We start from the raw sequence: 24,700 nt of genomic DNA, 5'->3' as shown, positions 1-24,700 counted from the left end.
TACAAAACAAAGGAGGAACTATCACATGACACAAGAAGAATTTAATGTTGTATTTGAACTTCAGATGAGAAAGTGTGCCGATATTCTGGCACATAAAAAGAAAGAATATACCGGTGATAATATTGACCGCCTCAGTGCATTCAAGATTGCTGCCGCTTTACAGAACTGTGATCCAAAAGCAGCACTGGCCGGCATGATGTCGAAACATGTCGTATCCCTTTACGATATGTGTTATTCCACTCTGTTACATTTTGACATGGAACAGTGGGATGAAAAAATCACAGACTGCATCAATTATCTGATCCTTTTAAAAGCTCTGGTAAAGGAGGAACAGGCCTATGGATCACATTGAAACAGCTATCTTAAACTGCTATGGAATCCGGGAAGCAGAACAAAATATGGTCTTTGCTGCCAGGCTCACACAACACGGTCATACGATTCAGAGCATGGCAGATCTGATGGACCTTTACCATCAATCCTACAGTCAGAAGACCGTAGAAAACATTGCGGGGCTTCCACATCCAACCGTACAGAAATTCATGGTCATTACCGTGGCTGTTGTTGGTGCAAGCAGACGCTTCCTGGCACAGATCACAAGGCATCAGAACGAAGTAAAGTACATGAGTGCATCTCTGCAGTACAGCAATTATTCCGGTCACGCTGCATTTGCTATTCCATATGGGATCATGAAAGCAGATAAAGAAATCCAGGATATTTACAAAAAAAGCTGTCAGTCAGATCTGGACCACTATACAGAACTCTGTGCCTTAGGCATTGATCATGATTCAGCCGGATATGCCACACCTCAGGGACTTCGAAACGTACTGATCATCAGTGCAACGCCTTACCAGTGGAAGCATATGATCGGTCAGAGAACCTGCAGAAGAAATACGGATGAAACAAGGATTGTGATGCTACAGATCTGGCAGAGATTGTACAAATTAAGCCCGATTCTTTTTGCACCGGATTTGACCGGTCCATTCTGTCAGAGAGGAAGCTGTATGGAAAAACAGATGTCCTGCCAGAATCCTATTTCAAAACTTTGGATACCGTCAGATATCTTAAAAGCAGATTATCCATTGCTCATCAGAAGGGAGGTGAGCAGCCATAAAGATTAAACTGATTGACTTTGGTCTGAAAGCAAATCATTATCCCTTCCGGCCACATGAAAATGATGCCGGTGCTGATGTATTCATGCCTTATGATTGCGTATTAAAACCAGGTGAGGTTGCAAGAATTCCACTTGGATTTGGTCTCATCATCCCCGATGGATTTGCCGGATATGTCTTTCCACGAAGCAGCATGGCAGCAAAAGGACTGGTATGCGAACTTCCACCGATTGACTCCGGTTACCGTGGTGAGATCCATGCCATTATCAGCAACGTGAGCACATCTTCTCAGATCATTCATAAAGACACACGCGTCGGTCAGCTGGTGATCACACCGGTTGTGATTGCAGACTTTGTCCTGGATCTCGGTGAAGAACGAGGAACTGGGGCTTTTGGAAGCACAGGAGAATAATACTATGATTACATTTGGAAGAAAATTAAAACACTTAAGACAGAAAAATCATCTCACCCAGAAAGAACTTGGCATGGCTGTTGGATTTCCCGACAGCTGTGCTGATGTCCGGATTGCTCAGTATGAAAGCGATGTCCGAACACCAAAAGAGGATCTTATGAAAATCTTTGCATCAACACTCGGTGTTCCGGTTGAACTCTTTACTGTACCGGTACTCTCAGAACCTAGGGAATATGAGGCGGCGGAGTATTGGAGGTATGAGTTAGGGGCGGAACTAGATTAATTGTCATAATACTGATATGAGGCAACGGATTTTCCGCTGCCTCGCTTTTATCATTTTGAGGGTAATTGAAAATATCCTCCTGTGTTGAGCAATCCTCTTTTTCTGCGCTTTATCTGCATATCTATATATTTCATTTTATTTCTGTTCCATCGATAAAAAGCACATATTTATCCGGATTATGAACAATATCATAATCTTTTCCATATTCAATCGGTCTAAATTCTATCTGCATAATGGATTTTCCATTTTCGATATCTTCTTTCCAAGAATATACGGTCATATCAAGGCTGGTTGCATATCCATGATCTGTAGAAAATTTTATTGAATGAAATGAATTCTCTTTGTACATTTTTAAAAGCAGTCTTGTAAATGCTTCTTTATCAGAAATTTTTTTTCTGTTAGCAACTACTGTAAGATTCTCATCTCTATTCATAGAAAAACTGCCAACTACATCTGGCTCACCTTCTTTATGCTTTAATAAGCTTTTCCCAATTATCATTCCAACAATAATCGAAAAAACGATAGCAACAAATACAAGTGTTATATTTTTTTTCTTCATTTTATCAAGTTCCTTAGAATTATATATAAGTCTTTAGAACTACTATATCATATTTTCACGTTAAACCAAATAAAAAAGAAGAGCAATAAGCCCTTCCATCTTCTTATTCACGTATTTATTCCACCAATGCTCTCACTGCATTGATAATTCTCTGTTGCTTTTCTTTAGGTAGTTTCTCTATCATTTCAGATAATTCATTCGTAACGCCGCTAACCGAATGTGTCACAACATCAATCAATAGTGTATCTGCTGAAACATCTAATGCATTTGCAATCGCAATAAAAGTATCAAGTTTTGTTACTTTCAGTCCTCTCTCTATAACACTTACATGAGTTGGACTCAAGTTTACCAGTGCTGCCAATTCTTCTTGTGTAAGATTCTTAGCTTCCCTTGCAGCTTTTATTCTCTGACCAACCGCCTTTAAATCCATTGTGACACCTCCTTTAGAACGATAATTCGGTCTAAAATTAGTATAACGATTGATCTTTAAAACATACAGAATCTACAGATTGTCAACTTGTTCTTTAGAACTATTTTAAATTAAAAAGGCCCAAAAGGGCACTTTCCCTTTTGAGCCTATACACTTTATCAGCTAACGTATTTTGCTTTCATTTTTTCTCATGGTCATGAGGCTTTTTTCTCTTAAATCGCATTCTATGAATCCTTCGATTGCTCTTTCTGTTCTTCAATAATTCGTTCGGTTGCTTTATGAATTCTATCCTTGGAATAGGGTGGTCTTAAATTCAATGATAACCGCCCTTTTTTAATCATATACGTTTCACTACCATCCTCCGAAGATCCTTTCAACCAGCAATCATCCGGATACTTCTCCGCAAAAGACCTCAACCGTTTCTGCAAGTTCTGATTGAAGGTATACACATCATAGAATCCATCATCTTCATTAGTCAGAATAATCGTTTCTTTTTCACACTTTAACCTTCGCATATTCTATCCCCGCTTTCTTTCCATTTCCTGATCCAGGTACTTTGGTATCGGCTTTCCGGACCGGCGAGCAATAGCAATCTGTTTCTGATGCAGTCGTTTGATTACGGACCTTCGTTTCTTAGGTTTATTATTTTGTTGATTTCGGGACGTCTGTTTGTTATTGCGTGCATCAGAAATTTTTTCCAGGTTCTTCTTCTGATTATTCACCAGACCGTCCACCATATCATAGTTAGCTTCTGTACCAGATTCTCTGCTTCGTTCATAAGTGCCGTTCTGGTAGAATTTCTGGTAATGTTCCAGACGGATTTTACCATCTTGTTTTAGCTGTTCGACCGGATTTAGCGGTACCTGCTGTTGGATGTAATCATGAATCTTTTGTTTTGTCTTTTCATCGAATTTCTTACATTCTTCGACAACCATTTTTCCATAAGCATCCAGGATAACACCCTGGGCCTGATCTCGGTATACCTGATGTTCCATCAAATAAAACTGTTTTCCATCAATAATGACGGTGTCTGTTGCAATCCAGTTCCCCTTTTTCCCATCAATCTGATAATTCTCAGTTTCCATAGTGATCAGTGCACCGGATGTGTTGATACGAATAAATCCGGCCAGATACTGTGGATAGTTCTCATCTACATAGTAGCAGCTGATTTCTCCATTCTTGTTCAATACGAGCACGTCACTGACTTCGCATTGATTTTTCGTCCGTTTCCAGATGTCAGCGACTTTTTCATTTTCCTGCATTTCATGAATCGAGATTAATCGGTAATTTTCGACAGTAATCGACACATTCTGCTGTCTTGCCTCTTGGTATGGCAGATGCCACAGTGCTTTTCCTGCTGTCTGCTGATCTACTCGGTAGACTGCAAATTGATTAAGCTTCATAGGCATCATCCTCCAAGTTATTCAGATAATAATTCAGATCCAGAGAATAGTAGTATTTGTCTTCGATCTGCTGTAATTTTCCAACTGTAGAATTGATGATCTCAATCATTTCATCATTCTCAGGATCACTTTCTTCCTGTTCCAAAACTTCCAAAGCTTCTTTCAGTGTTTGGATTGTTTCTTCCTTTGTGTGCTGCTGGAAGATAGCAGTAATAGTCAGTTCGTTTTCTTCCAGGTTTACATTTCTCATAGGCTCATTTCCCCCCTTTTCTTTTTCGGTATTGGTTTCATCTGTATATTCAGCTCCTTCTCGTTTTTTTCTTCGCTTATATTTTTTTCGTTATCCACTTTCTTATTGGATTTCAGAGGATTTTCCACATTTGGATGTCTTTCTTCCAAGTACTTTTCCACACGACTGATTGCATTTTGCACATAAGAGTTTTCTCTAAATCCAGGAATCGAATTCAAAAATTCTTTCTGTATTTTTCCTTCAATCATCAGGCTCTGCATCCCTTCATAATCACTTCCGTCTTTCAAATCAAAGCCAACACATTTCAGTCCATGCATACGTTCTGATGGGATTTTCTCATAAGCTTCCAAGGCTTCCGGTAATGTCAGGTCATAATGTACTTCACCCATTACAGGAAATTCAGCACATTCAGCCGCATAAAAGCTGATACATGTAAGATCATTTTCATAATCCACATTTTCTATTTCCGGGACAATATCGAGTATTTTTTCTCTTTGTGCTGCAAACTCTGGAAGTTCTGCAAATCCAAATCGATCCACGTAATATGCCTGCATATCCCCACCACGGTTTGTAATGATAACATCACTGACCGACATAGAATGTGCTTTATAATCTGCCGGTGGATTATCGTTGAATACGGCATACAAATCATCCAGCTTTTCATTTTCATGTAATCTGCCAGAATAGACACACTTATAATTTGCTGCATCGATTGTAATGCCATCTTCTTTGACCATTGCCATATTCATAAATAAATGTTGTTTTCCCGGTGTGTCTTCATCCACATGATAAATCGCATAGCGGTCACCATTACCTCTGAACATTTCTTCCTCTAGGGTATAATCATACTTAAATGGGTACATAGTCCGATCAACTCTCTCCGAAATATCCGTCCCTTCTGTAATCGTGTCTTCCAGCCAGTTTTGGATATCTCCCCATGATTCAAACTGTAGATAGCCGGCAATTTCATGTGTCCCATCCGGTGCCAGTACAATATGTCCCGGTTCGCTTTCCCGATAATCATAGCGGTATCCGGCTGCTTCCAGTGCATCTACCAGAATGCCGTATTTTTCATGTAATTCTGTTTTCTGTTTTTCTTCAAGAATGATTTCCAGTTCTTCTGTCAGCTGATCAATCATTTCACCGGCTGTCTTGCGGATCACATCCATAGATGCTTTCATTTCTTTCATTTCCCGGCTGCTGCTCCAACCTGCAATGTAAGGAAAACTGTAATCCGATGTATCCAAACCAAAGGAAGAACACACACAGTAAGCAACGGATTCAGCCTCGACCTCTTTTGTCAGACGGTCTTTTTCTACACCCAGGCTTTCCATGATTTCACTGTCATGCAGTTTTGCATGGGCGGTTTCATGAATAGCAGTCTTTAAGGTCTGGCTTTCACTGAGTCCTTTTTTGATCACGATTTCCTTATCTGCATTGTGATAATATCCATTGGCATTGCCATCGATCTCATCGAATCGTATCGGCACTGGGGATATTTTCTGAATAGCCTGCATGAAAGAATCAAAATCCTGCACAGCTGCAGTCAATAATTCCGGTGCCAGTGTCTGGATTGGTTCCCCGGATGTCTGAGCAATATCAAAGACGGTAACTGCTTTAAAATGTGGAACCGTAACTTCCACTTTTTCAGTCTTAGGTTTTCCATCGGTTCCCATGATCGGTCGCTGATTTTCATCCAGGACCTCTTTTTCCTTCATTTTCTTATATGGTGCTGGTGCGATGATCGTAATTCCTTTTTCGCCTTTCATGACCTGTCTACCCATGGACTGCCAGTTTTTGTAGCTGGTAACAAGTGTGGCATCCGGTCGTTGCATAGCAATCAGCATTGTATTGTTAAAGGAATAATTGTGAAACTTTGCCATGGTTTTAAGAAATTCCTGATAGCGGTTACTTGTAAAAAGTTCTTCCACACCGGATTCCAGTGACTGCATAATGCTGTCCATATCTTTTCCCTGAACCGGTAATGGAATTGTTGTTGTCTGCACCGTTGGAATATCTCTTACGTTATCTTTTTCTTTTGTATCTGTTACTTCTTCATAGGGTGCGATGGCTTCTGTCACCATTCCTTTAGTTAAATCAATGTCTTCAACACGAGTTGAAAAACGGATCCTGCTATCTGGAAATTCTCCTTTATCTCGAAAGGAATAGTAATTTCCATCCCGTCCTGTAATGATGTGATCAACCAAGGAAATCCCCATCAATTCACCTAATTCCTGCATTCTTGCCGTAGTCTGGATATCCGATGTAGACGGTGTCAGATTTCCGGACGGATGATTATGAATGAGCATCATTGAATGAGCATTAGAAAGAATTGCACTCTTAAATATTTCTCTTGGATTAATCAATGCTTCATTCAGCGATCCTACAGATACGATATTCATATTGATCGGTGTTAAATCTGCCTGTAAATTAACGATACAAAAGAGTTCACGATCCATCTGGGAGAGAAATTCATTCATAACACGAATGGCCGCATCCGGATTGTTCATTGGTTCTTTACTATAAAGGGGTGGCTGTTCCACCATACGAATTGCTACCTGCTCTAATTTATCTGCCATCAGCAACACCTCCAATCGGCACATTCATAATAAATTCCTGATCATGTAACTTCTCAATTTGCTTCTTCAAATTCCCAAACGAAAATGTGTGTAATAATTTTTTTCGATACTGGCTGTATCTTAAGCTTGTATTTGTTTTAATGTTCTCTTTCGTCATAATCTTCTCCTTTTCAAAAATGCCCCACGACATTTCCTTATGCCGCAGGGCGTTTGCTTATTTAACGGTTTTCATGCTTGGTATTAAAGTTCCATATCATGTTTCTTTGTTTTCGGTTTCTGATCTGGCTGTTCTTTTCCTGTTTTCTCTGTTTTTGCAGCCTGTGCTTCTTTTCCTTTCTGACGTTCTGTGAATCTGTCAGCTTTTTCAAAGACATGATCCTTTATATCAAAGTGATATACATCATTGGTAAGGCGTTCTGCAGGGGCTACCTGAGTGGCATTGACTTCTTTTACCATATCTCTTAACATTTCTGCATCCACTTGCCCGTCATCTGGCAAGACCAGCATTTCATGGATGGATGATGGCAAAATGAAGAAATCATTTCCAAGAAGTTCCCCCATGCTATCCATGAATTCCGGATAAAAGATCACACCGGCTCCATCAATTCTGTCTGTATTCGTAACAACAAAGAATGTCGGCATCTCGCTTGATTCCTGCAATGTTTCCTGCAGCATTTCACGTTCATCCGGTGTCAGCATGAGAATATTTTTCTGGTACATTTCATCTATCAATGCACCTATACTTGATACCTCCGGGATCATGACATGCGGTGAACTTTTCATTGCATCTTCATGAAGCTGTTCTGCAGAGATTCCATACTGTTCAAGCAGATCATTCTTGATAAACATGGAACTTAATCCATCCTGATCCTTGCCTACTGCCACATGATAGGTAATTGCGAGGTCTTCCTTCAGCTGATGTGGAGCATTTTCGAGTACTTCCTTATTTGCTTCGGCTGATGATACACGGATAAACAGCTTGTCCTTCACGTCTTCATAATTTAAAATGGATTTCAGATCAACCTGTATCGGTGCCTCAATAACTATATCTGCAATCTTTCTGCATACAGTTTCCATTGTTACGCCAGGCTGTGCTTTATATGCTTCATACAGCTGATTAAGATTGATCGTCGGGGTAAGCATCTCACCTTCTTTTCTCACCATCAGTCCCGTATAGGCACGATTCAGTTTCTGACACTCCATCGTTGATACTTCTGCATTCTCATAATCCTTCGGTAAAAAGAGTCTGATATTGTCCTTTACTTCATTTACAAATTCATTAAAATTCATTCTTCGTTTCCTCCTCTAATCTGTTTTCTTATTTCTTTTTGCTTTTGTTTTTTGGTTTCTTTTTGGGAAAGGATAAAGAAAAATTCACCTTTCCGGTTTCATCTGTATCCATATGGAGATCTGCCTCAAAGTACATATTTTTCTTTCTGGAATACAGGTCTTTTACATGCACACTTCCGTTTTTCAGAAGTTCTGCAGCCATCTTTTTATCCATGGTTTTTTCCATGCTCTGCAGATAGCGGTTGTCTTTCCAGAGAGCAAAGTGACAATCATGGTTGCTGCAATAGAAGTTGGTTTTACTTTCATATACCAGGCTTCCACATACCGGACAGGTTCCAATGCTTTCTCTGGTCTGAAATCTTCTTGTTTCTTCTTCGGAAATCGCATCGCATCCATTCAGCATCATGGTCAGCATGTTTTTGATCCCGGTCATAAACTGTTCCGGTGCAATCTCTCCATGCTCCATCAAAAGCAACTGGTTTTCCCATTCTGCAGTCATACTTGCAGATTTCAGGAAGTCTGGCAGGATCTCCACAAGGACTTTTCCATCATCTGTTGGAAGAATCTGTTTTCCTTTTCGGGTGGCATATTGGGAATAGATCAGTTTCTCGATGATACCGGCTCTTGTTGCCGGAGTTCCTAATCCTTTCTTTTCCGTATCTTCATCGAATTCCTTATTTCCAGCTGTTTCCATTGCCGCAAGGAGAGTATCTTCGCTGTATGGTTTTGGTGGCGATGTAAAATGTTCTGTCTTTTCTGCAGCTACAGCATAGAAAGTCTGTCCCTGGGTTACTTTCGGCATCCTCTCTTTCATTTCCTGATCCGGATCTACGATTGCCATGCGGTCCTTATTCTTGAAGCAGTTTTCAAAGAGTTTCCATCCATCCTGCAGAACAATCTTTCCTTTTGCTTTGAAGATTTCTCCCTGGCATTCCACTTCAATCTCTGTTTCCTGGTAAATGTGAGCCTTACTCATTGCCATGACCGTATGGACTGCGATCAGGAAGAGAATCTTTTCTTCCCAGGATTTCAGTTCATCCAGATGGCTGGATGCAAGCTCCATCGTTGGGATGATTGCATGGTGATCTGTCACTTTGCTGTTATTCATGACTTTCTTCACATCTGGCTGCTCCGGCTGATCAAACGGACCTGTCAGCTGATATTTCTCATAAATCTGACGAACCACATTTCTTGCGGTCTGTTCCATATCTTCTGTCAGATACTGGCTGTCTGTTCTTGGATAAGTGATCAGTTTCTTTTCGTACAGGCTCTGAGCGGTATCCAGTGTCTGTTTGGCTGTCATTCCATAGATACGGTTTGCTTCTCTTTGCAGTGTGGTCAGGTCATAAAGCTTTGGTGCTTTTACTTTCTTTTCCGTTTCTTTTACTGAAGTGACAATAGCTTCATTTCCATGGCATCTGCTTCTTAACTGTTCCGCCTCATCCGGATCAAAGATCTTTGGCTTTACTGCCGGAATTCCGTCACAATCCAGTTCTACATTGAAATACTTTTCTTTCTGGAAATTGCTGATCTGTCCGGCACGTTCCACCAACATGGCAAGTGTCGGTGTCTGAACCCTTCCAACGGTCAGCTTTTTGAAGTACTTTGTGGTGTAAGCTCTGGTTGCATTCATTCCTACCAGCCAGTCAGCCTGAGAACGGCATACAGCAGCTTCGGCCAGATGTCGGTATTCCTCTGCGGATCTCAGATGCTGCATTCCATCAAGGATTGCGGAATCTTCCAGAGAACTGATCCATAATCGTTTCACCGGCTTTTTACTTCCGGATAAGTCATAGACATGTTTGAAGATTAATTCTCCTTCACGTCCGGCATCACAGGCATTTACGACGTATTCAATTTCCGGACTGTTGAGCAGTCTTTTTAAGATATAGAACTGATCTTTCTTATCTTCTGAGACTGTAACTTTCCAGTCTTTCGGGATGATCGGGAGATCTTCATATCTCCACTGGTTAAATTTCTCATCGTAAGCATCCGGTGAAACATATTCGGCCAGATGTCCGAAGCACCAGCTGACCATACAGTCGGTTCCTTGTAAATATCCGTCTTCTCGTTCCTGGGCTCCAATCACTTCTGCGATTGCTCTTGATACACTTGGTTTTTCTGCAATTACTAAATACATGATGTATTACCTCCTTCATATAACGAAACGGAGAGAGCATGTTTTACAGCCCCCTCCGCTAAAAAAGTATATTTATTTTTCATTTTCTTCAAAATCTTCGTCTTCAGACTCTTCCTCATCCGGAACTTCTTCCAGTCCACCTGTTTCCAACCCTTCCGGCTGATCATCCTCGTCTTCCTCTTTCTTTGGCTTATAGATCTTGAAGTAGTAGTATGCTGCTACACCGCCGAGAGCCAGGATCAGGATTGTTGCCATTGCACCCATATTGGTTTTGGTAGATGCTGTTTTCTCCGGATCAACGGTAGCTTCCTTGTCTACATCCTCATTATTTGTTTCATCCAGCACAACCTTTGATGTATCTGGCTGTGGTGTTACGACAGTAGCAGTGCTGTCTTTATCCAGAAACTCTGACAGATCATTTTCATCAATCTGGGATAACATATAGACATTCTGGGATGTGGCACTGCGGTCGATCACGATATAGAAAGTATTATTATTCTTCGTTGTAACCGTAAGAAATTCCTTTGTGGAATCATCGGTAATGTCATCCTTAACTTCGCCATTTCCAGGTGTCGTAAATGCAGTTCCCTGGTCTGTTCCATCTTCTGGCAGCACCTCGTTTGTGTTTGTCGCCTCGTCCTTTTTCTCTTCTTTGTCTGTTGACTGTTCCGTCTGAGTTGTCTCTACTTTGGATGCCTCTGCCGATTCATCCACATAGGCAAATGCTGTGGTTGATGCTGTAAAAAGCATCATGACTCCCAACAGCAGTCCTGCCATTTTCTTATTCATTTTCTTCCATTTCACCATTCTGATATTCCTCCTTATTTTCTTCTGTGAATACAAAGGAGCCTGAACCTTCATCGTCAGACTCCCTGCTTACCTGAAATTTAACTTTTCCACTCTGGATACCATCCAAAAGATCATATAACTGATCATTATCCATCTTCATACCACGGATGCACCTGATCATCTCATTGTCCTCTTCCTGCTTTAATGCAGCCTGGACACCCCTAAGATATTGCTGCAGATCCGCAATCTTTTTCTCTGTCTTGGCAATCTCATCCAGATATTTTTTAATCTTTTTATTCAAACTTTCACCTCCCTTCGTTCACCCCTTTATGGCAGTCTTCCAAAGCACATGAAGTGTTGCTGCCAGTAGGATGTGCTGATATTTGAGTAATGGATCGGATCCCCACAATGGATCATCATATTGTTACCGACATAGATACCCACATGGCTTGCACCAGATGTGTTATACGTTCCCTGAAAGAAGATCAGATCTCCTGGTTTTGCTTCTTCCGGTGATACATAAGTACATACGCCTCTTAATCCATCCGCGGTCAATCGTCCATAGTTCCATCCATTACCACAGTGGTTAATGACATAGGATACGAAACCTGAGCAATCAAATCCGGACGGAGAGTAGCCACCCCATACATAAGGTACTCCCAGATATTTTTCTGCTTCCCGGATCATCCGGGCAAATTCTTCATCCTGCAGTGCTTCCGGTGGAATCTCATAGCTCATTCCATTACCGCCTGATCCACTGGTTACATTGTTTACATCCCACAGATAATTTCTGTTTCCATAGGTCGTATTTAATGCATTATAGATGATCAGCTGCTCCGCATTCAGATTGGCTCTTGCCAAAGCATCAAAGCTTCCATTTGTCAGTGTCACATATAGAATCTTCTTAGTGCTTGTACTGGTAACCGTTACTTCCTGACTGCCATTGTCATCTGCGATATAGGCTTCCCAGGTCTGATGTCCATGAGCAGAAGCGGCAGCATGGTTATCATAGTAAACGTCAAACTGCACACCATATCGTGCAAAGGCTCCGGTATCCTCAACTGTGTATTCCACACCATTCATTACTACCTTAGTGCCAATCGGCACAAATGGATTGGAAGCATCTACAGCAATGGTATGGTTTGCAGTTGGATATGCACCACTAGCAGTTGGTCCTCCGGACCATACACCACAACAGATTCGACAGTTACAATATCCACTGGTCACTACCTGTCCCAATGATTCTCCGACTCGAACATTTCTGGTTTCTGTCACCGTTTCTGTTCGACCTTCAGTATTCAGATGATATTGTGCTTCAAAAAGAGCTTGCAGTTCATTTTCAACATCTGAGTACGTCCAGTCCCCATATTTTGCGGTAAGATACGAGATAAGATGGTATGGATTATGACCAATCTCAGCAATGTTGTACTGATACTCGTCATAATTTGGATGTCTTCGTTCCATCTCATTGATCTGCTGATTCAAGGCACTTTCCAAAGCAGCATATCTGTTTTCGGCAGCATAAATATCCTCGTCTGAACTTGGATACGTTGTAATACCGATCACAGATCCAGCACCCTCGATAGAAGCACTGCAGCTCCCCAGAGATACCGCTATGACAAGAAAAAGAAGCGCAAAAATACCGATGCCTGCGAACATGGCACAATTACGCTTTATGATCTCTTTCAAGGCGATCTTTGCTTTTACCGTCATGTTCTCGACACCGGAAATGGTTGTTGCTCCACCCAGACTGCCAGCGGATTTTCCGGCTCTGGTTGCTCGGTAAGCATCCTTATATCGTTTTTTCTGGAAGAAGCGGTTATAGAAATGTCTCTTTTGTTCGGCTTTCTTTACCGTTTCTGCATTCTTGACTCCTTCCATACTTTCTGCAGAACCAAATTTCAGTTTCTTTTCTACGGTAGCCTCACGATAACCTCTGCGATGGGTTTTCACATCCGTCCGTTTGCTGCGGATCTGAGCATGACGCAGACCACGTAACGCATCTTCTGTTTCACGCTCTACAAGTCTGGCACTTTCCACACCTGCATTTTCATCTGTTTCTTCCTCTTCGGAAGAGACTGCTTTCATGCCAGATATAACAGCTTGTGTAGCAATGTATTTCCCGGCTGTCCCTCCCGGTTTCATGCCAGCACCTTTCACCATCTGATTTCCTTCATCATCAAAAGATAATCTTCCAGCTTTTGCCTGTTCTTTGGTCATCTGTTTTTGCAACTGTTTCTTCCGAATGGATTTCTTTTGGCTGTTCAGATTATTATCATCATCCGGGATTTTTTCATAACGATGCAGTTTCTTTCGATATCCGGATACTTTTTCTTCCGGTGTAACTTCAACTGTATCCTCAACAGCTTCCTGCCGGACAGAAGATTTACGGACTTTCTCCATCTGCAGTCGTTTTCCTTTTCCCGATTTTGTATCTTCATTTTCAGCCTTTTTTCGTTCCCGTTCAGGAACAAATTCTTCCTTAGTTTCCGGTCGCCCCCGGCTCCTGTGACTGATATCTTTTATGCTGCCATCACGGAGATTTTCTTCTGTCAGACCATCCCTGGTCATCTTTGCGACCTTTTTATCTTTGCCTTTAAATTTTTTTCCAGCTATAGGTCATCACCTCCAGGCACAACTTTTCTTTCTGTACTCATTCAGTTCCTGGCGTCCAATAATCGGGATACCAGGATAACCATCTGCCTGTATCCTGATTGCCGGAGAGCTCGCCTGGATATGAAATACCCAGTTCAATTCACTCGGATCTCTCGGCCAGAAACCATTGATCAGCATAGCCTCCTTGAACTGATTGTTGTGCAGATGGATCTGGGTACGTTTATACAAAACTTCTTTCAGATCATCACTAGTAAGATGTGGGTAGATCTTTTGTGCCGGATAGAAATTCCAGAATACCCAGTCAAGGATAATGTTCTGTGTTTCCAGCGGAAGCTCATACAGATGATGTTCATCATTGACTGTATGAACACGGTATCCAGGCTGCGCATTTTCCAGATTTTTCATCTGAATGTAAGGATTATCCTGGTTCCACTGCCTGATTCGGATCTTATCGATTTCCTTCATGTTTTTCCGCCTCCATTTCTTTCTCTCGTTTTTCAACTTCTTCCGGTTTTGTAGTCATCAAACTGTACAGCTTCAAGGTCTTATCGAACTTGTCCTTAAATGGAATAATTGTTGTTCCATAGAAAAGAAGTCCTTCTCCTTCCCCGGAATTCGTCACATAAGACAACTGATATGGGGAAATATTCAGCTGTTTTGCGAGGATCTGTCTGTCACCTGCCGCCTGGTTCAGCATCAGGATAAAATCACTGTTCTATAGTGATAGGTAAGCCCCTGATATCATCTCAGGCTTTTCCCCCACTTCACACCGTGCATGCGACTTTCACCGCACACGGCGTTCCATCGGTTAGTAGATTTCGTTGTCTAAACAATCAAACCTGTCATAGAAATACTGTGTTGTGTTGATTAGTGAGAGATTAGATTAACGGCAGAGACGCCAACTCACGGAGCGTATTTACCTTTTTGAGCTGGCTCTTGTCAAGCTGTAGGAGTTCCAAATATTTTGCGATTGTATCTGCATTGATGGCATGAATCAACTTGTGTACAGAATCCTTCACTAAAATAAGATTCCCATAGGAATCATCGCCTCCAAGATACCGGGGCAGTTTGTGATGACAGTGAATCTCATGTGTACTTGAGAATTCTTCACCGGTAACAGCACATTTTCCCCATTGAGCAGAGAATAGTGATATTCTGTTATCTGCATATTCCGCGCTATAGCCATAGGGTGGCTTCCGCATAAGCGAGAGCAGAATGGCCATATTGATTCGTAGGTTATTGTGAATGCCTTCCCGCCCCTCTGGAGTGTAGTAATTCCATGTTTTTTTACGGAATAAAGGATTCTTGTGTTGCGTGTAGCCAATAGGATATACTGGCTCATTTGTGCCTGCAACATATCGCATCATTTTGGATTTTCCAAATCGGCTTCTTTCAAACTCAGTCAATTCCCGTCCGGTTTTAACCAATCGATTCCCGTTACGGGTACTAAGCCTATTTGTGAGCAGTGTCATAACTGCACGATTTAGTATTGCGCAATCATGGTTGATATGGGTGGCAATGCAGTAATAATTCTGCATTCCTGTGACCATACTGTTATAGAGCCTGATTTCACCCTGTTCTCCATAGATTTTTCGGGGATGGACAATCCGTTTTGCCTGTGTTTTCAGCTTCTGGCGCTTGTGGTCAAAATTCTTATCAGCGATGTATGAAATTACCACCAGCTTGTTGCCTTTCCTGTGAACTTTCATCTTGAACCCAAGGAAGTCTGAGTAATGATTTCTGACATTGATAATCCTTGTTTTCTTTTCTGAGATTTCCAGTTTCAGCCTTTCTCTTAACCACTGTATAACTGCGTGCATTGTCCGTTCAGCAGTATCTTTCGTTCTACAGTAAATCCGAAAGTCGTCCGCATATCGAACAATGAACATCTCTTTGAGGTTGGACTTTTTCGCCTGTCTGTACCCGTTTTCAGGTCTGACATTTCTTTTGCATATCGGACTCCATTGCCATTGGCTTTCAACCCAGTGGTCGAGTTCGTTAAGAACGATGTTTGCAAGGAGTGGAGAAATGATTCCACCCTGTGGTGTTCCCTTATCAGGCGTAATAAATGTTCCGTCCTCAAGTTTTATCTGTGCTGTCAGTATTCTCCGAAGCACAAATATAAGCGCCTTATCGTGAATCCCCATTGCCCAAATCTGCCGAATCAGCTTTGCATGGTTCACATTGTCAAAAAATCCTTTAATATCGAATTCAATGACATAGTGCAGGTTTGCTTGCTGTAACAGTTTATAACTTCTGGCAATAGCGTTTTCTACGGAATGGTTCGGTCTAAAGCCATAGCTGTTCTCACTGAACTTAGCTTCACATACCGGCTCCATTACCTGCTTAATACATTGTTGGATTAACCTGTCCCAGATGCATGGAATGCCTAAGGGTCTTGTCTTGCTCGGGTCGTATGGCTTCGGTATCTCCTTTCGCCTGACTGGCTTAGGACGATAACCATGCTCACTTCCGTTTACAATAAATCTCACTTTTTCAACTACTTCATCAGGGGAGCACTTTCCAATGTCCCTGATTGTGAGTTTATCTGTTCCACACGTTTTACTTCCTGTGTTTTTCTTGATATTTCTGTATGCCAGCAGAATGTTTTCCCTTTGAAGGACGATAGACATGAGGTCTGTAAACACCTCACCATTCTTACTGGCAGCATATAGATTATCGAAGGTATCTTGCATTCCGTAATACTCGTTATGTCGCAGATTTTCCTCACATAGCAGTTGTTTCTTTTTTCTGGTCATAAGGCATCACTCTCCTTTCGCGGGAAAGTGTCCCTTTTTGTCTTACTCGTAATCCTTATACGATTGAATGACAACAATAGTTTCTAACCGACTAAAGCCCATTCCTCAAGCCCGCCTTTTTCGTTGGGCTGTCATAGGTTCGAGCTTCGCTTTTCAGCACAGATTAAGCGGCTTATATGATTCGTCCGCAGATTGCTTATGAGCAACTCTGTACCTTTCCACGTTCCGATAACCCTATCTGTACATATATCCTTAGGTGTCCGCTATAGTCCTGTCAGCTTGATTGTGCCTGTAACACAATACGGAATTTCATATTTTCGATTTTTACTTTACCGCACTGACCCACATTTAAGTGTCCGTACATTTCTATACGGTAAACATCTAGACCCGTACATTCGCGGTTTTCGTCAGTCCGTCGTAGACATTCTCACCATAGATATTTTATAGACTCCCGGCGTGTCATCTGCATACAGTACCTCTACTGCACTTTCGTCAGCCGTGTTGCCACGCTGTTACGACAAACTTCCGCCGACTTTATCGAGCTCCAGACTCCAGCCATTACAGCCGAAGCCGGTCGAAGTATCAGAGTAGGCATTTCAGGGCGTTACTCCTTCATTCTACCTATCGGGTTATCAGTTGTTGCTCATCCCTGCCGAGATAAGCCCGACGCTTTTAGCATCACATGGCCATAAGTCTATGAAGTATTACCCTCATAGCGTGATGTTTGTGCGTCAACGTGTCGCACCAAAGATATTTTCAATTTCCCTGCTGGCAAGAAGATCTTTGATATTCTGTGTGATACCAGTCGGTACGCCTCCCCATTTTCTGAATCTCTTCCAGATTTCTACGGAGTAAGCTGCTGTCTGTTCTTCTTTGAGCAGAAGGTGGAATTCATCGATATAGTACCTGGTAGATTTGATGCCACGGTTGATCGTAACTCTGTTCCATACCTGATCCTGGACGATGAGCATTCCGATTTTCTTCAGCTGCTTTCCAAGTTCCTTAATATCAAAGCAGACAATACGGTTATTCAGTTCCACATTGGTTCTATGGTTGAATACTTTCAGTGATCCATTTACATAGATTTCCAGTGCTGTTGCAATTCTCTGGGCCTGGGGTTCTTTCTGCTTTCTGAGGCAATCATACAGGTCACCAAGGACCGGCATATTTTCCGGTTTTGGATCTGCAAAGTACTTCTGATACACCAGTGGAAGACAACGGTCGATCACTGATTTTTCCTCTGCTTCAATACCATCCCTGCTTCCCATGATCAGCTCACATAAGGACAGGACAAAATCGGATTTTACACCAAGTGGATTGTCATCATCGGAATAATCCATATTGATATCCATCGGATTGATATAATCCTTACTGGTTGGTGAGATGTGTACTACCTGTCCGCCAAGTGCATGGACCAGCGGGTAATACTCGCCCTCCGGATCTCCGATGATAATGTCATCCTTCGTAACAAAGAACGCATTGGTGATCTCTCTTTTTGCTGCAAAGGATTTACCGGATCCAGGTGTACCAAGGATCAATCCATTCGGGTTTTTCAGCTTTTTACGATCCACCATAATCATGTTGTTACTAAGGGCATTCAATCCGTAATATAAGGATTCTCCCGCCATAAATAGTTCCTGTGTCGTAAATGGAACAAAGATTGCTGTGCTGGTAGTCGTAAGAGCCCGCTTGATCGGGATATGATTTACTCCCAACGGAACACTACTCATAAGTCCTTCTTCCTGCTGATAATCCAGACGTTTCAGTACACAGTTATATTTCTGGGCGATACCGGCAGTCTGGAAGATGGCATTATCCAGTGCCTGCTTTGTCTTTGTGGTATTTAAAAAGAGCGCTGTTACAAGGAACATACGCTCATTTCGTGACTGCAGGTCTTCCAGAAGCCTTTTCGCTTCTCCGCCATACGTGTTCAGATCCGATGGGATAATATCCATATCATATCCGGCCCGGACTGCTTTTTTCTGTTCTTCGATTTTCATACGATTGATATCCGTCACTTTGCTTTTTACCAGCTTGATTGCCTTCATCTGATCCACCGACTGCACATGCAGGTTGACGATCAGGTTCTTATCAATATCCAGAAATTCTGCCAGCATCTTATCCGTAAGCTCCGGCGCCAGGATCTGCAGATAGGAGACAGCCCCGATGGTATTTCCCATCTGGAATGTATTTCTGTCCCGGAACACAAAACTGGTCGGTGCCACATAATCCTTTGTATTGAGTCCTGTCCGGATCATGGATCCATAGTCAAACTGGAAATCTGTCATCACATCCGGATTGAATGTCTCATACAGGATCTGCAGACGTTCCACGCCATTCAGCGGATATGCCGGAACTCCCAGAATCTTAAAGTTATTCAGGATATCCGACTCGATACGTTCCAGCTTTGGTTTTGCCTCCCGGATATTTTCTGCTTCAATGGCAAATGTGATATATTTTGACTTCACCAGACCGTTGTTTCCTTTTGCCAACTGCTGTTTCAACATCTTTGCATATTCCATGCGAACATCATCAAAAGCATCCTCCTGTGGCCGGATCTGGATCACCTGCTCAAACTCCTTCATGCTGCTCTTATGATTGATAAAGCTCAGCTGAAAATGGATACTGGCATCAAAGTAATTGAGGAAATCACACCAGTTTTCAAAGATTGCATTTTTATCTTCATTCTGAGCCAGCTGGTAGTTGATGTCATAAAAGCGGATACACTTAGAATAAGTTTTTCCCTGTACCCTGCAGATTCCATCTCTTCCCATTTCCTTATAAGCGATCGACTGCTGGACGGACAGTTTTTTCTGCCTGCGTTTCTCTTCCTGCTTTTCTTTTTTCTTTTTCTCTTTTCTGTCTACTTTTTTGTATCCGGTATCTGCGACAGTTTTCTTATTTTTCTTTTTTCGCAACCGTTTTTCCTCCTTTCGGTTTTCCTGCATCCGGAGACTGTCTGATCTGTTCCGGATCTGTTTCATAATAGTTTTCAGTTTCATATTTTCTGACGGATGGACGAAGAAACTTCACCCGGATCATATGCATCAGAACATCTTCCAGATGCATCCCGTCTTTTTCGTACATGGCAAATAAAAATGCCGGTAACATCAAAAGCACCATGACCGTTGCTGCATTACTGTTTCCCATCACATTACGCAAGAGGAAATAGCTTGGAATTCCCATTGCAGCACCTATACCAATACAGATCAGCTGTCTTTTAGTCAGGTTAAATGCTACTTTATTCTTTACCTTCGTTAAATCTTTCGGTACGCTGACATATGCCATGATTTTCACTCCTTCCTGTAATTTAGTGCGCGTTAAATATCGACTTACTTAATGATGCTGTCTTAAAGAGGCTGTAACATAAGATTACTGTGTAAGCCATAACGCCAAATAATGAAGAACTCAGATTATCTGAATATTGGATACCTGCAACAAGCACTGCATAGATTGCAACGCATACCATCATCAGAAATGCCTGGAAAGCCAGGGCAAAGAGTCCTCTGAAATAATTCGTGCCGATCTGCCCCCATTCTCTGTTACTCATAGTTGCGAATGGAATCGGCGCAACTGAGGTATATAGGTAAATCTCTATCATACGTCCATACATGATCACTGTGATCAGTACAGACAGGATTCTCATACAGAAGCCGGCGATAAGGGTTTCCAGCGCCAATACAACAAGTTCTCCGATTTCCATACTTTCCAGGGTTGCGGAAAGATCCGTCAATGCCGAAGAAATATCAATGGCGGTACTTCCTGTGATAACACCGGCCGCAGAATTAACTACGTGCTGGCCCACATCGAATACCGCCATTGTGATTGTAAATGTGTTACTCACCAGATAAACCGCGATCCACATTTTTACGAAGTACTTGAAAAACATCCAGGTATCAATATCATGCATGTTGTTACGCTCGGTCAGCATAGAAATCAATTCGTAGCAGAGTACGAGTGTGATAATAATACCTGCGATCGGCATGATCACGGAATCCGATAGGTTCCGGATCATACTGAATATGCTGCCGTTCCACCCTTGCGGGGTCTGTCCAACCTGGGTAGCGATCTCACCGGTCTTTTGATTGACATCAGTAAACATCGTGTCCAGGTTGGAAGTGATCATCCCGGTTAAGAGTTCCCTCATCCATTCCTCAATCGCATCAAAAATCTGACTGAACATGGATCTCTACTCCTTTCTCTTAACCAAATAATCCACTCAGAAGCGGGATTAGCTGTGTTCCGATCAGGATAACACCACCACCGCTCATCAACTGCTTAATTCCCTGGGATTTTGCACCCGGGTTGTCGTTTCCATAACCTTCCATCAGGTTGATTACGCCCCAGACACCAAGACCGGCACCGATTGCAACGACCAGTGTCTGAAGGATATTGATTGCACTGCTAAAAAAAGCCATAATCAAATGTATGAACAAACGCTTTTTCTTATGGTCTGTAAGCGTTTGGCTCTACTCCTTTCCCTTTTATTCAGACCTTTTTTTACCTGTTTTATTTGCAAGGCGATCTTATCTTTATCTTCACTTTTTTCTCCTTTCTTCCTACTTTTAGATTTCTTTCTTGAAAAAACATAAAAAAAATAGAGCATATAGATGGATTTTTCTACATGCTCTAACGCTTTTTGTTCTTTTTACAAATACTTGAAATTTTTTACTTCCTATCCAATTTTTTTGCCAGCACAAAATTAAACAAAAATGCTACTGTCACTATTAAAATACATATTATCGTAATCCACGCTGGTACTTTCATATCAAATTGAACTCTTAGCAACAAAGAAATTACTAAAAATATACCTCCTATAATCTCTATAAAATCTAGGATCCTTTTTTGCATCATCTGAATATTTTCCCTTTCTTTTACCCTATCAAACTTCCATATTCCATATTTTGATTGAATATCTGTGATATCTTCATCAGATATAAGTTCATCCAAAGTGACTCCAAGCTCCATTGCTAACTTTTTTGCTGTAATTAGATCTGGACATCTTGAACCGTTCTCCCATCGGCATACAGTTTGTCGTGATACGTACAGTTTATCGGCAAGTTGTTGTTGTGTATATTTTTTTTCTTCTCTGATTTTTTTAATGTTATCATTTAAAGCCATACTTCTTACCTCTCTTTCATTCATATCATATAATGATACCATTAAAAAAGAAAGAACCAGCATGGTTTTCCTATGTTTCCACTTTGGTAACATAGAAATTTTCTTAATTAATGATTTCAATTTGTCTTATTTCATCCTCTGTTACATCAATCCGAAACATCTCAAACTCTGTATCTTTTGAAAATGTCAGATTATGATTCAGATATTTTTCAACATCAAAAGCATTTTTCTTATCATAATCGGCAAGTTCCTTGTACCGTTTATGCTTTGTGATATCATATTTGTTGCTTAAAAACGGCCGGACTCCTCGAAGCTGTAAGATACATTTTTCTCCATCCATGACCGCCAGCTCATCTCTACTCATCAGTTCTTTTCCAGTCTTTTGATAGTTCAGCCCATAGGACCGGTTGCTGCCTCTGGTGTCTGATGTGTTGTAAAGATCTATGGTTTCCTTTCCCAGGGTTTCTGATATTTCTTTCAGTGTGGAACTTTCCTTTCCACCCAGGAAAAGAACAGTGTCACAGTTGCCTGTTATTGTCTCAGCAGCATCCTTATAGATGGTTTTCAGCTGAGATTGTGACTGCAGAATGATAGAAGCGGAGATTTCCCTGCTTCGGATTGTAGCAATCAACTTGTCAAATTTTGGAATCTGTCCGATATTGCTGAACTCATCAAGAAGCAGCCGTACATGATAGGGAAGCCTGCCTCCATGCTCATCATCTGCTTTATCACAAAGCAGGTTAAAGAGCTGGGTGTACATGATCGCTACCACAAAGTTGAATGTGTCATCTGTATCACTAATGATGACAAACAGGGCTGTTCTCTGATCGCCAATCATATCCAGTTCCATTTCGTCATAGGACATGATTTCTCTTAGCTCCTGAATATCAAATGGTGCAAGTCTGGCACCACAGGAAATCAAAATCGACTTCGCGGTTTTGCCGGCAGCAAGCTTGTACTTGCGATATTGCCTTACTGCAAAGTGTTCCGGATTTTCTGCTTCCAGTTCTTCAAACAATTCATCCACCGCATTTTTAAATTCTTCATCATCCTCCCTGGTCTCACTGGCATTGATAAATTCCAGCAAAGTAGAAAAGTTCTGTTCTTCCTCTGGTGCTTCATACCAGATGTATCCGATCAGTGCAGAATACAAAAGACGTTCGGCCTTCACCCAGAAATCTTCGGTTGATTTTTCACCTTCACCTTTGGTATTTGCGATAATGGTATTTACCAGTTTCAAGATATCTTTCTCACTCCGGATATAATGGAACGGATTGTAATGCATGGACTTTTTAAAGTTGATCGTATTTAATACCTTGATCCGATATCCTCCATTTACCAGCATCTTCCCGCATTCAACGATGATTGTACCCTTGGGATCAGTGACCACATAGGACACGTGGTCCGTCATCTGCATAAGATTGGGTTTCACATAGAATCTTGTCTTTCCGGATCCGGAACCACCGATGACGATCACATTCTTATTTCGGGCATACTTTGGTGCTTTTGGTCTGCTGTTCATGGTCAAACGTTCCGTTTCTGTGAGGATGACATTGTTTTCAAAAACCGGATCCATGAAGGGTTCGATATCTTTTCTATTTCCCCATCTTGCAGATCCATACTCCACACCCTGCCGGAACTTCTTTGCATTTTTAGAACGATAGTAGACCACCAGTTTTAATGCACCTGCAACCAGAACACCTACTGTAAGATCCTGTAAAGCGATACTTGGCAGCCAGCTTAAAAATGCCAGTCGGAAATTGACTAACATCACGCCAAGTCTCTGGACCATGCTTTCTCCCAGACAATGCCGGTACAGCCAGGATCCTTTATCTGCTACATAGAAGATAAAGAAATATGGCAGATTTAAGATTACCAGCCGTTTGATCTGGACCTTCTGTAATTTCTCCCGCATCATCGTTCCTGACCTCTGGATTTTTGTCTCTGCTTCACACGCTGGCGGTGCTTTGCTTTTCTTTCTACAGATTTCTGCAGTTTCTTTCTGACAGATGGTTTCTTCACCTGTTTCTTTTTCAGTTCTACTCCGGCATATTCCCGGAAAGCCGCTGTCATCACATCCACATCTTTGGCCTTAAAGAAGACCAGATATTTCGGTGGATCCGCACCGACTTCTTTCTTCAGGCTGTAATCAATTCCATATTTTCTTGCCACACGGTCAAAGGATTTGATATTTTCATCTGTAATCTTTAAGTTGGAAAGCTGTACTCCCTGTGCATTCAGCTGCTTGATGGTCTGCTTTCCATGTGGCTTTTTCTTTTCAATCTTTTTTCGGGTTTTTTCCCTTCCTTTCTCCTGAGCCCGTCCGGTCTTTTCTGCCATTTTCACCTGCCTTGCTTTCTGTTTCCTGCGGTTGTCTATTTCCAGGAACTTCCGAAGGGCTACTTTTAGCACACCGGCAGTGATTTTGACTCCCTGGATGCTCAGGCTGATCACTTTCTGATTTACTTCTTCCTGCAATTACCCACGTCCTTTCTTTCCTTTCATCTCAGAATAAAGACGGGCAATACAATATCCGATGCATGGAACATGTTTTCCATACGGACAGCCACCACATGGTGTTGTTTTTACTGCTTTTTTCTTTTCCGGAAGCAGATAGTGGCACTGTTTCAAGCTACAGCCTTTCTTTTTGCCTCCCCACCAGTAACAGTACTTGCAGGACCATGGCTTTTCTTCCCTGTACTTTCTTCCCTCAATAGCTGCATTTGGTTCTATGATCAGATCTTTATTAGTCTTCATTCTGTTCTTCCTCTTTTCTCATGATTTCTGTCAGTTTTTTCTCTGCCTGACTTCCGGCAGCAATGAGACAATACAAAACTGTAAATATTGCCGCTGCTCCCAGAAGAGCAACAAAAATAATGATATTTCTCATGGTTTCTCCCATCTACTACAATATATTTATGGTTAATATCCCTTACAGCCAGTAAGGAATTATCCAGCTT

General features: G+C 41.7%; 26 protein-coding genes and 2 pseudogenes. 4 read left to right on the top strand and 24 right to left on the bottom strand.

The genetic code is table 11. The annotated features are described in order from the left end of the window. Positions 1-25 precede the first annotated feature (25 nt). From DWY31_RS13285 to DWY31_RS13270, 4 genes are read left to right on the top strand one after another with little or no spacing between them, the layout of a single operon-like run. A complete protein-coding gene (locus DWY31_RS13285) occupies positions 26-352 on the top strand; it encodes a hypothetical protein (protein ID WP_029471619.1) in 327 nt (108 codons plus the stop codon). Further along, positions 339-1,118 carry an FAD-dependent thymidylate synthase gene (locus DWY31_RS13280; RefSeq protein WP_029471618.1) on the top strand — a complete coding sequence of 260 codons (780 nt, stop codon included), beginning with the start codon at positions 339-341 and terminating at the stop codon, positions 1,116-1,118. The genes DWY31_RS13285 and DWY31_RS13280 overlap by 14 nt, the downstream gene beginning before the upstream one ends. Continuing rightward, the gene (locus tag DWY31_RS13275; protein WP_118427364.1) at positions 1,108-1,521 is read left to right on the top strand and encodes a dUTP diphosphatase; all 414 of its coding nucleotides are present in this window, start codon (positions 1,108-1,110) and stop codon (positions 1,519-1,521) included. Before DWY31_RS13280 ends, DWY31_RS13275 begins: the two co-directional genes overlap by 11 nt. Before the next feature lie 4 nt (positions 1,522-1,525). Beyond that, positions 1,526-1,804, top strand: coding sequence for a helix-turn-helix domain-containing protein (locus tag DWY31_RS13270; protein WP_118001297.1), 279 nt, complete (start codon positions 1,526-1,528; stop codon positions 1,802-1,804). Positions 1,805-1,934: 130 nt separating this feature from the next. Here DWY31_RS13270 and DWY31_RS13265 read toward each other — a convergent pair whose 3' ends face one another. The 24 genes and pseudogenes from DWY31_RS13265 to DWY31_RS14060 form a co-directional block, all read right to left on the bottom strand. Next, complete coding sequence (locus DWY31_RS13265; RefSeq protein WP_118427362.1) at positions 1,935-2,363, bottom strand: hypothetical protein; 429 nt, start codon at positions 2,361-2,363, stop codon at positions 1,935-1,937. A gap of 115 nt (positions 2,364-2,478) precedes the next feature. Then, positions 2,479-2,793: a helix-turn-helix domain-containing protein gene (locus DWY31_RS13260; RefSeq protein ID WP_003864550.1), complete on the bottom strand. Its 315-nt coding sequence runs from the start codon at positions 2,791-2,793 to the stop codon at positions 2,479-2,481. Between the two features lie 224 nt (positions 2,794-3,017). After that, positions 3,018-3,308 (bottom strand): molecular chaperone, encoded by a 291-nt coding sequence (locus tag DWY31_RS13255; RefSeq protein WP_118001299.1) that lies wholly within the window; start codon positions 3,306-3,308, stop codon positions 3,018-3,020. Between the two features lie 3 nt (positions 3,309-3,311). Further along, positions 3,312-4,196 (bottom strand): YodL domain-containing protein, encoded by an 885-nt coding sequence (locus DWY31_RS13250; protein ID WP_005334798.1) that lies wholly within the window; start codon positions 4,194-4,196, stop codon positions 3,312-3,314. Beyond that, positions 4,186-4,446 carry a transposon-transfer assisting family protein gene (locus tag DWY31_RS13245; RefSeq protein ID WP_005423594.1) on the bottom strand — a complete coding sequence of 87 codons (261 nt, stop codon included), beginning with the start codon at positions 4,444-4,446 and terminating at the stop codon, positions 4,186-4,188. The genes DWY31_RS13250 and DWY31_RS13245 overlap by 11 nt, the downstream gene beginning before the upstream one ends. Beyond that, positions 4,443-7,025 carry a JAB domain-containing protein gene (locus DWY31_RS13240; protein ID WP_118427358.1) on the bottom strand — a complete coding sequence of 861 codons (2,583 nt, stop codon included), beginning with the start codon at positions 7,023-7,025 and terminating at the stop codon, positions 4,443-4,445. The genes DWY31_RS13245 and DWY31_RS13240 overlap by 4 nt, the downstream gene beginning before the upstream one ends. Then, complete coding sequence (locus DWY31_RS14065) at positions 7,015-7,182, bottom strand: hypothetical protein (protein ID WP_181967029.1); 168 nt, start codon at positions 7,180-7,182, stop codon at positions 7,015-7,017. The genes DWY31_RS13240 and DWY31_RS14065 overlap by 11 nt, the downstream gene beginning before the upstream one ends. An 83-nt stretch (positions 7,183-7,265) precedes the next feature. Beyond that, on the bottom strand, positions 7,266-8,315 hold the full coding sequence (locus DWY31_RS13235) for a DUF5688 family protein (RefSeq protein ID WP_117528492.1): 1,050 nt from the start codon (positions 8,313-8,315) through the stop codon (positions 7,266-7,268). Positions 8,316-8,343: 28 nt separating this feature from the next. Next, a complete protein-coding gene (locus DWY31_RS13230; protein WP_117528493.1) occupies positions 8,344-10,455 on the bottom strand; it encodes a DNA topoisomerase 3 in 2,112 nt (703 codons plus the stop codon). Positions 10,456-10,527: 72 nt separating this feature from the next. Continuing rightward, on the bottom strand, positions 10,528-11,262 hold the full coding sequence (locus tag DWY31_RS13225) for a CD1107 family mobile element protein (RefSeq protein ID WP_117528494.1): 735 nt from the start codon (positions 11,260-11,262) through the stop codon (positions 10,528-10,530). Next, positions 11,237-11,545 (bottom strand): DUF4315 family protein, encoded by a 309-nt coding sequence (locus tag DWY31_RS13220; RefSeq protein ID WP_005334805.1) that lies wholly within the window; start codon positions 11,543-11,545, stop codon positions 11,237-11,239. Before DWY31_RS13220 ends, DWY31_RS13225 begins: the two co-directional genes overlap by 26 nt. Positions 11,546-11,571: 26 nt before the next feature. Next, positions 11,572-13,815, bottom strand: a complete 2,244-nt coding sequence (locus DWY31_RS13215; protein ID WP_117528496.1) for a C40 family peptidase — start codon at positions 13,813-13,815, stop codon at positions 11,572-11,574. Positions 13,816-13,866: 51 nt separating this feature from the next. Continuing rightward, on the bottom strand, positions 13,867-14,325 hold the full coding sequence (locus DWY31_RS13210) for a hypothetical protein (RefSeq protein WP_117528497.1): 459 nt from the start codon (positions 14,323-14,325) through the stop codon (positions 13,867-13,869). After that, positions 14,309-14,575: pseudogene (locus DWY31_RS13205) on the bottom strand (VirB4-like conjugal transfer ATPase, CD1110 family); the annotation flags it as partial. The pseudogene DWY31_RS13205 and the gene DWY31_RS13210, both read right to left, overlap by 17 nt. A gap of 163 nt (positions 14,576-14,738) precedes the next feature. Next, positions 14,739-16,619, bottom strand: a complete 1,881-nt coding sequence (ltrA, locus tag DWY31_RS13195) for a group II intron reverse transcriptase/maturase (RefSeq protein WP_002585010.1) — start codon at positions 16,617-16,619, stop codon at positions 14,739-14,741. 746 nt (positions 16,620-17,365) lie between these two features. Next, a pseudogene (locus tag DWY31_RS13190) lies at positions 17,366-19,537 on the bottom strand (VirB4-like conjugal transfer ATPase, CD1110 family); the annotation flags it as partial. Next, the gene (locus tag DWY31_RS13185) at positions 19,518-19,907 is read right to left on the bottom strand and encodes a PrgI family protein (RefSeq protein ID WP_040466129.1); all 390 of its coding nucleotides are present in this window, start codon (positions 19,905-19,907) and stop codon (positions 19,518-19,520) included. The pseudogene DWY31_RS13190 and the gene DWY31_RS13185, both read right to left, overlap by 20 nt. Positions 19,908-19,929: 22 nt before the next feature. Then, complete coding sequence (locus DWY31_RS13180; RefSeq protein ID WP_015514791.1) at positions 19,930-20,802, bottom strand: VirB6/TrbL-like conjugal transfer protein, CD1112 family; 873 nt, start codon at positions 20,800-20,802, stop codon at positions 19,930-19,932. A gap of 19 nt (positions 20,803-20,821) precedes the next feature. Beyond that, positions 20,822-21,037, bottom strand: a complete 216-nt coding sequence (locus tag DWY31_RS13175) for a Maff2 family mobile element protein (protein WP_005334815.1) — start codon at positions 21,035-21,037, stop codon at positions 20,822-20,824. Between the two features lie 250 nt (positions 21,038-21,287). Then, entirely contained in the window at positions 21,288-21,740 is a 453-nt protein-coding gene (locus DWY31_RS13165; RefSeq protein WP_118031523.1) for a helix-turn-helix transcriptional regulator, read from the bottom strand. Positions 21,741-21,843: 103 nt separating this feature from the next. Continuing rightward, the gene (locus DWY31_RS13160; RefSeq protein WP_118031493.1) at positions 21,844-23,658 is read right to left on the bottom strand and encodes a VirD4-like conjugal transfer protein, CD1115 family; all 1,815 of its coding nucleotides are present in this window, start codon (positions 23,656-23,658) and stop codon (positions 21,844-21,846) included. Next, positions 23,655-24,218: a PcfB family protein gene (locus DWY31_RS13155; protein WP_118031494.1), complete on the bottom strand. Its 564-nt coding sequence runs from the start codon at positions 24,216-24,218 to the stop codon at positions 23,655-23,657. The genes DWY31_RS13160 and DWY31_RS13155 overlap by 4 nt, the downstream gene beginning before the upstream one ends. After that, on the bottom strand, positions 24,219-24,497 hold the full coding sequence (locus tag DWY31_RS13150) for a hypothetical protein (protein WP_118031495.1): 279 nt from the start codon (positions 24,495-24,497) through the stop codon (positions 24,219-24,221). Further along, entirely contained in the window at positions 24,487-24,630 is a 144-nt protein-coding gene (locus DWY31_RS14060; RefSeq protein ID WP_164492145.1) for a hypothetical protein, read from the bottom strand. The genes DWY31_RS13150 and DWY31_RS14060 overlap by 11 nt, the downstream gene beginning before the upstream one ends. Positions 24,631-24,700 lie beyond the last annotated feature (70 nt).

This window comes from Dorea sp. AF24-7LB, assembly GCF_003478575.1.
GTDB lineage: Bacteria > Bacillota > Clostridia > Lachnospirales > Lachnospiraceae > Dorea_D > Dorea_D hominis.
The sequence above is the reverse complement of the archived record's forward strand: the minus strand, read 5'-3'. Positions and strand labels throughout refer to the sequence as shown.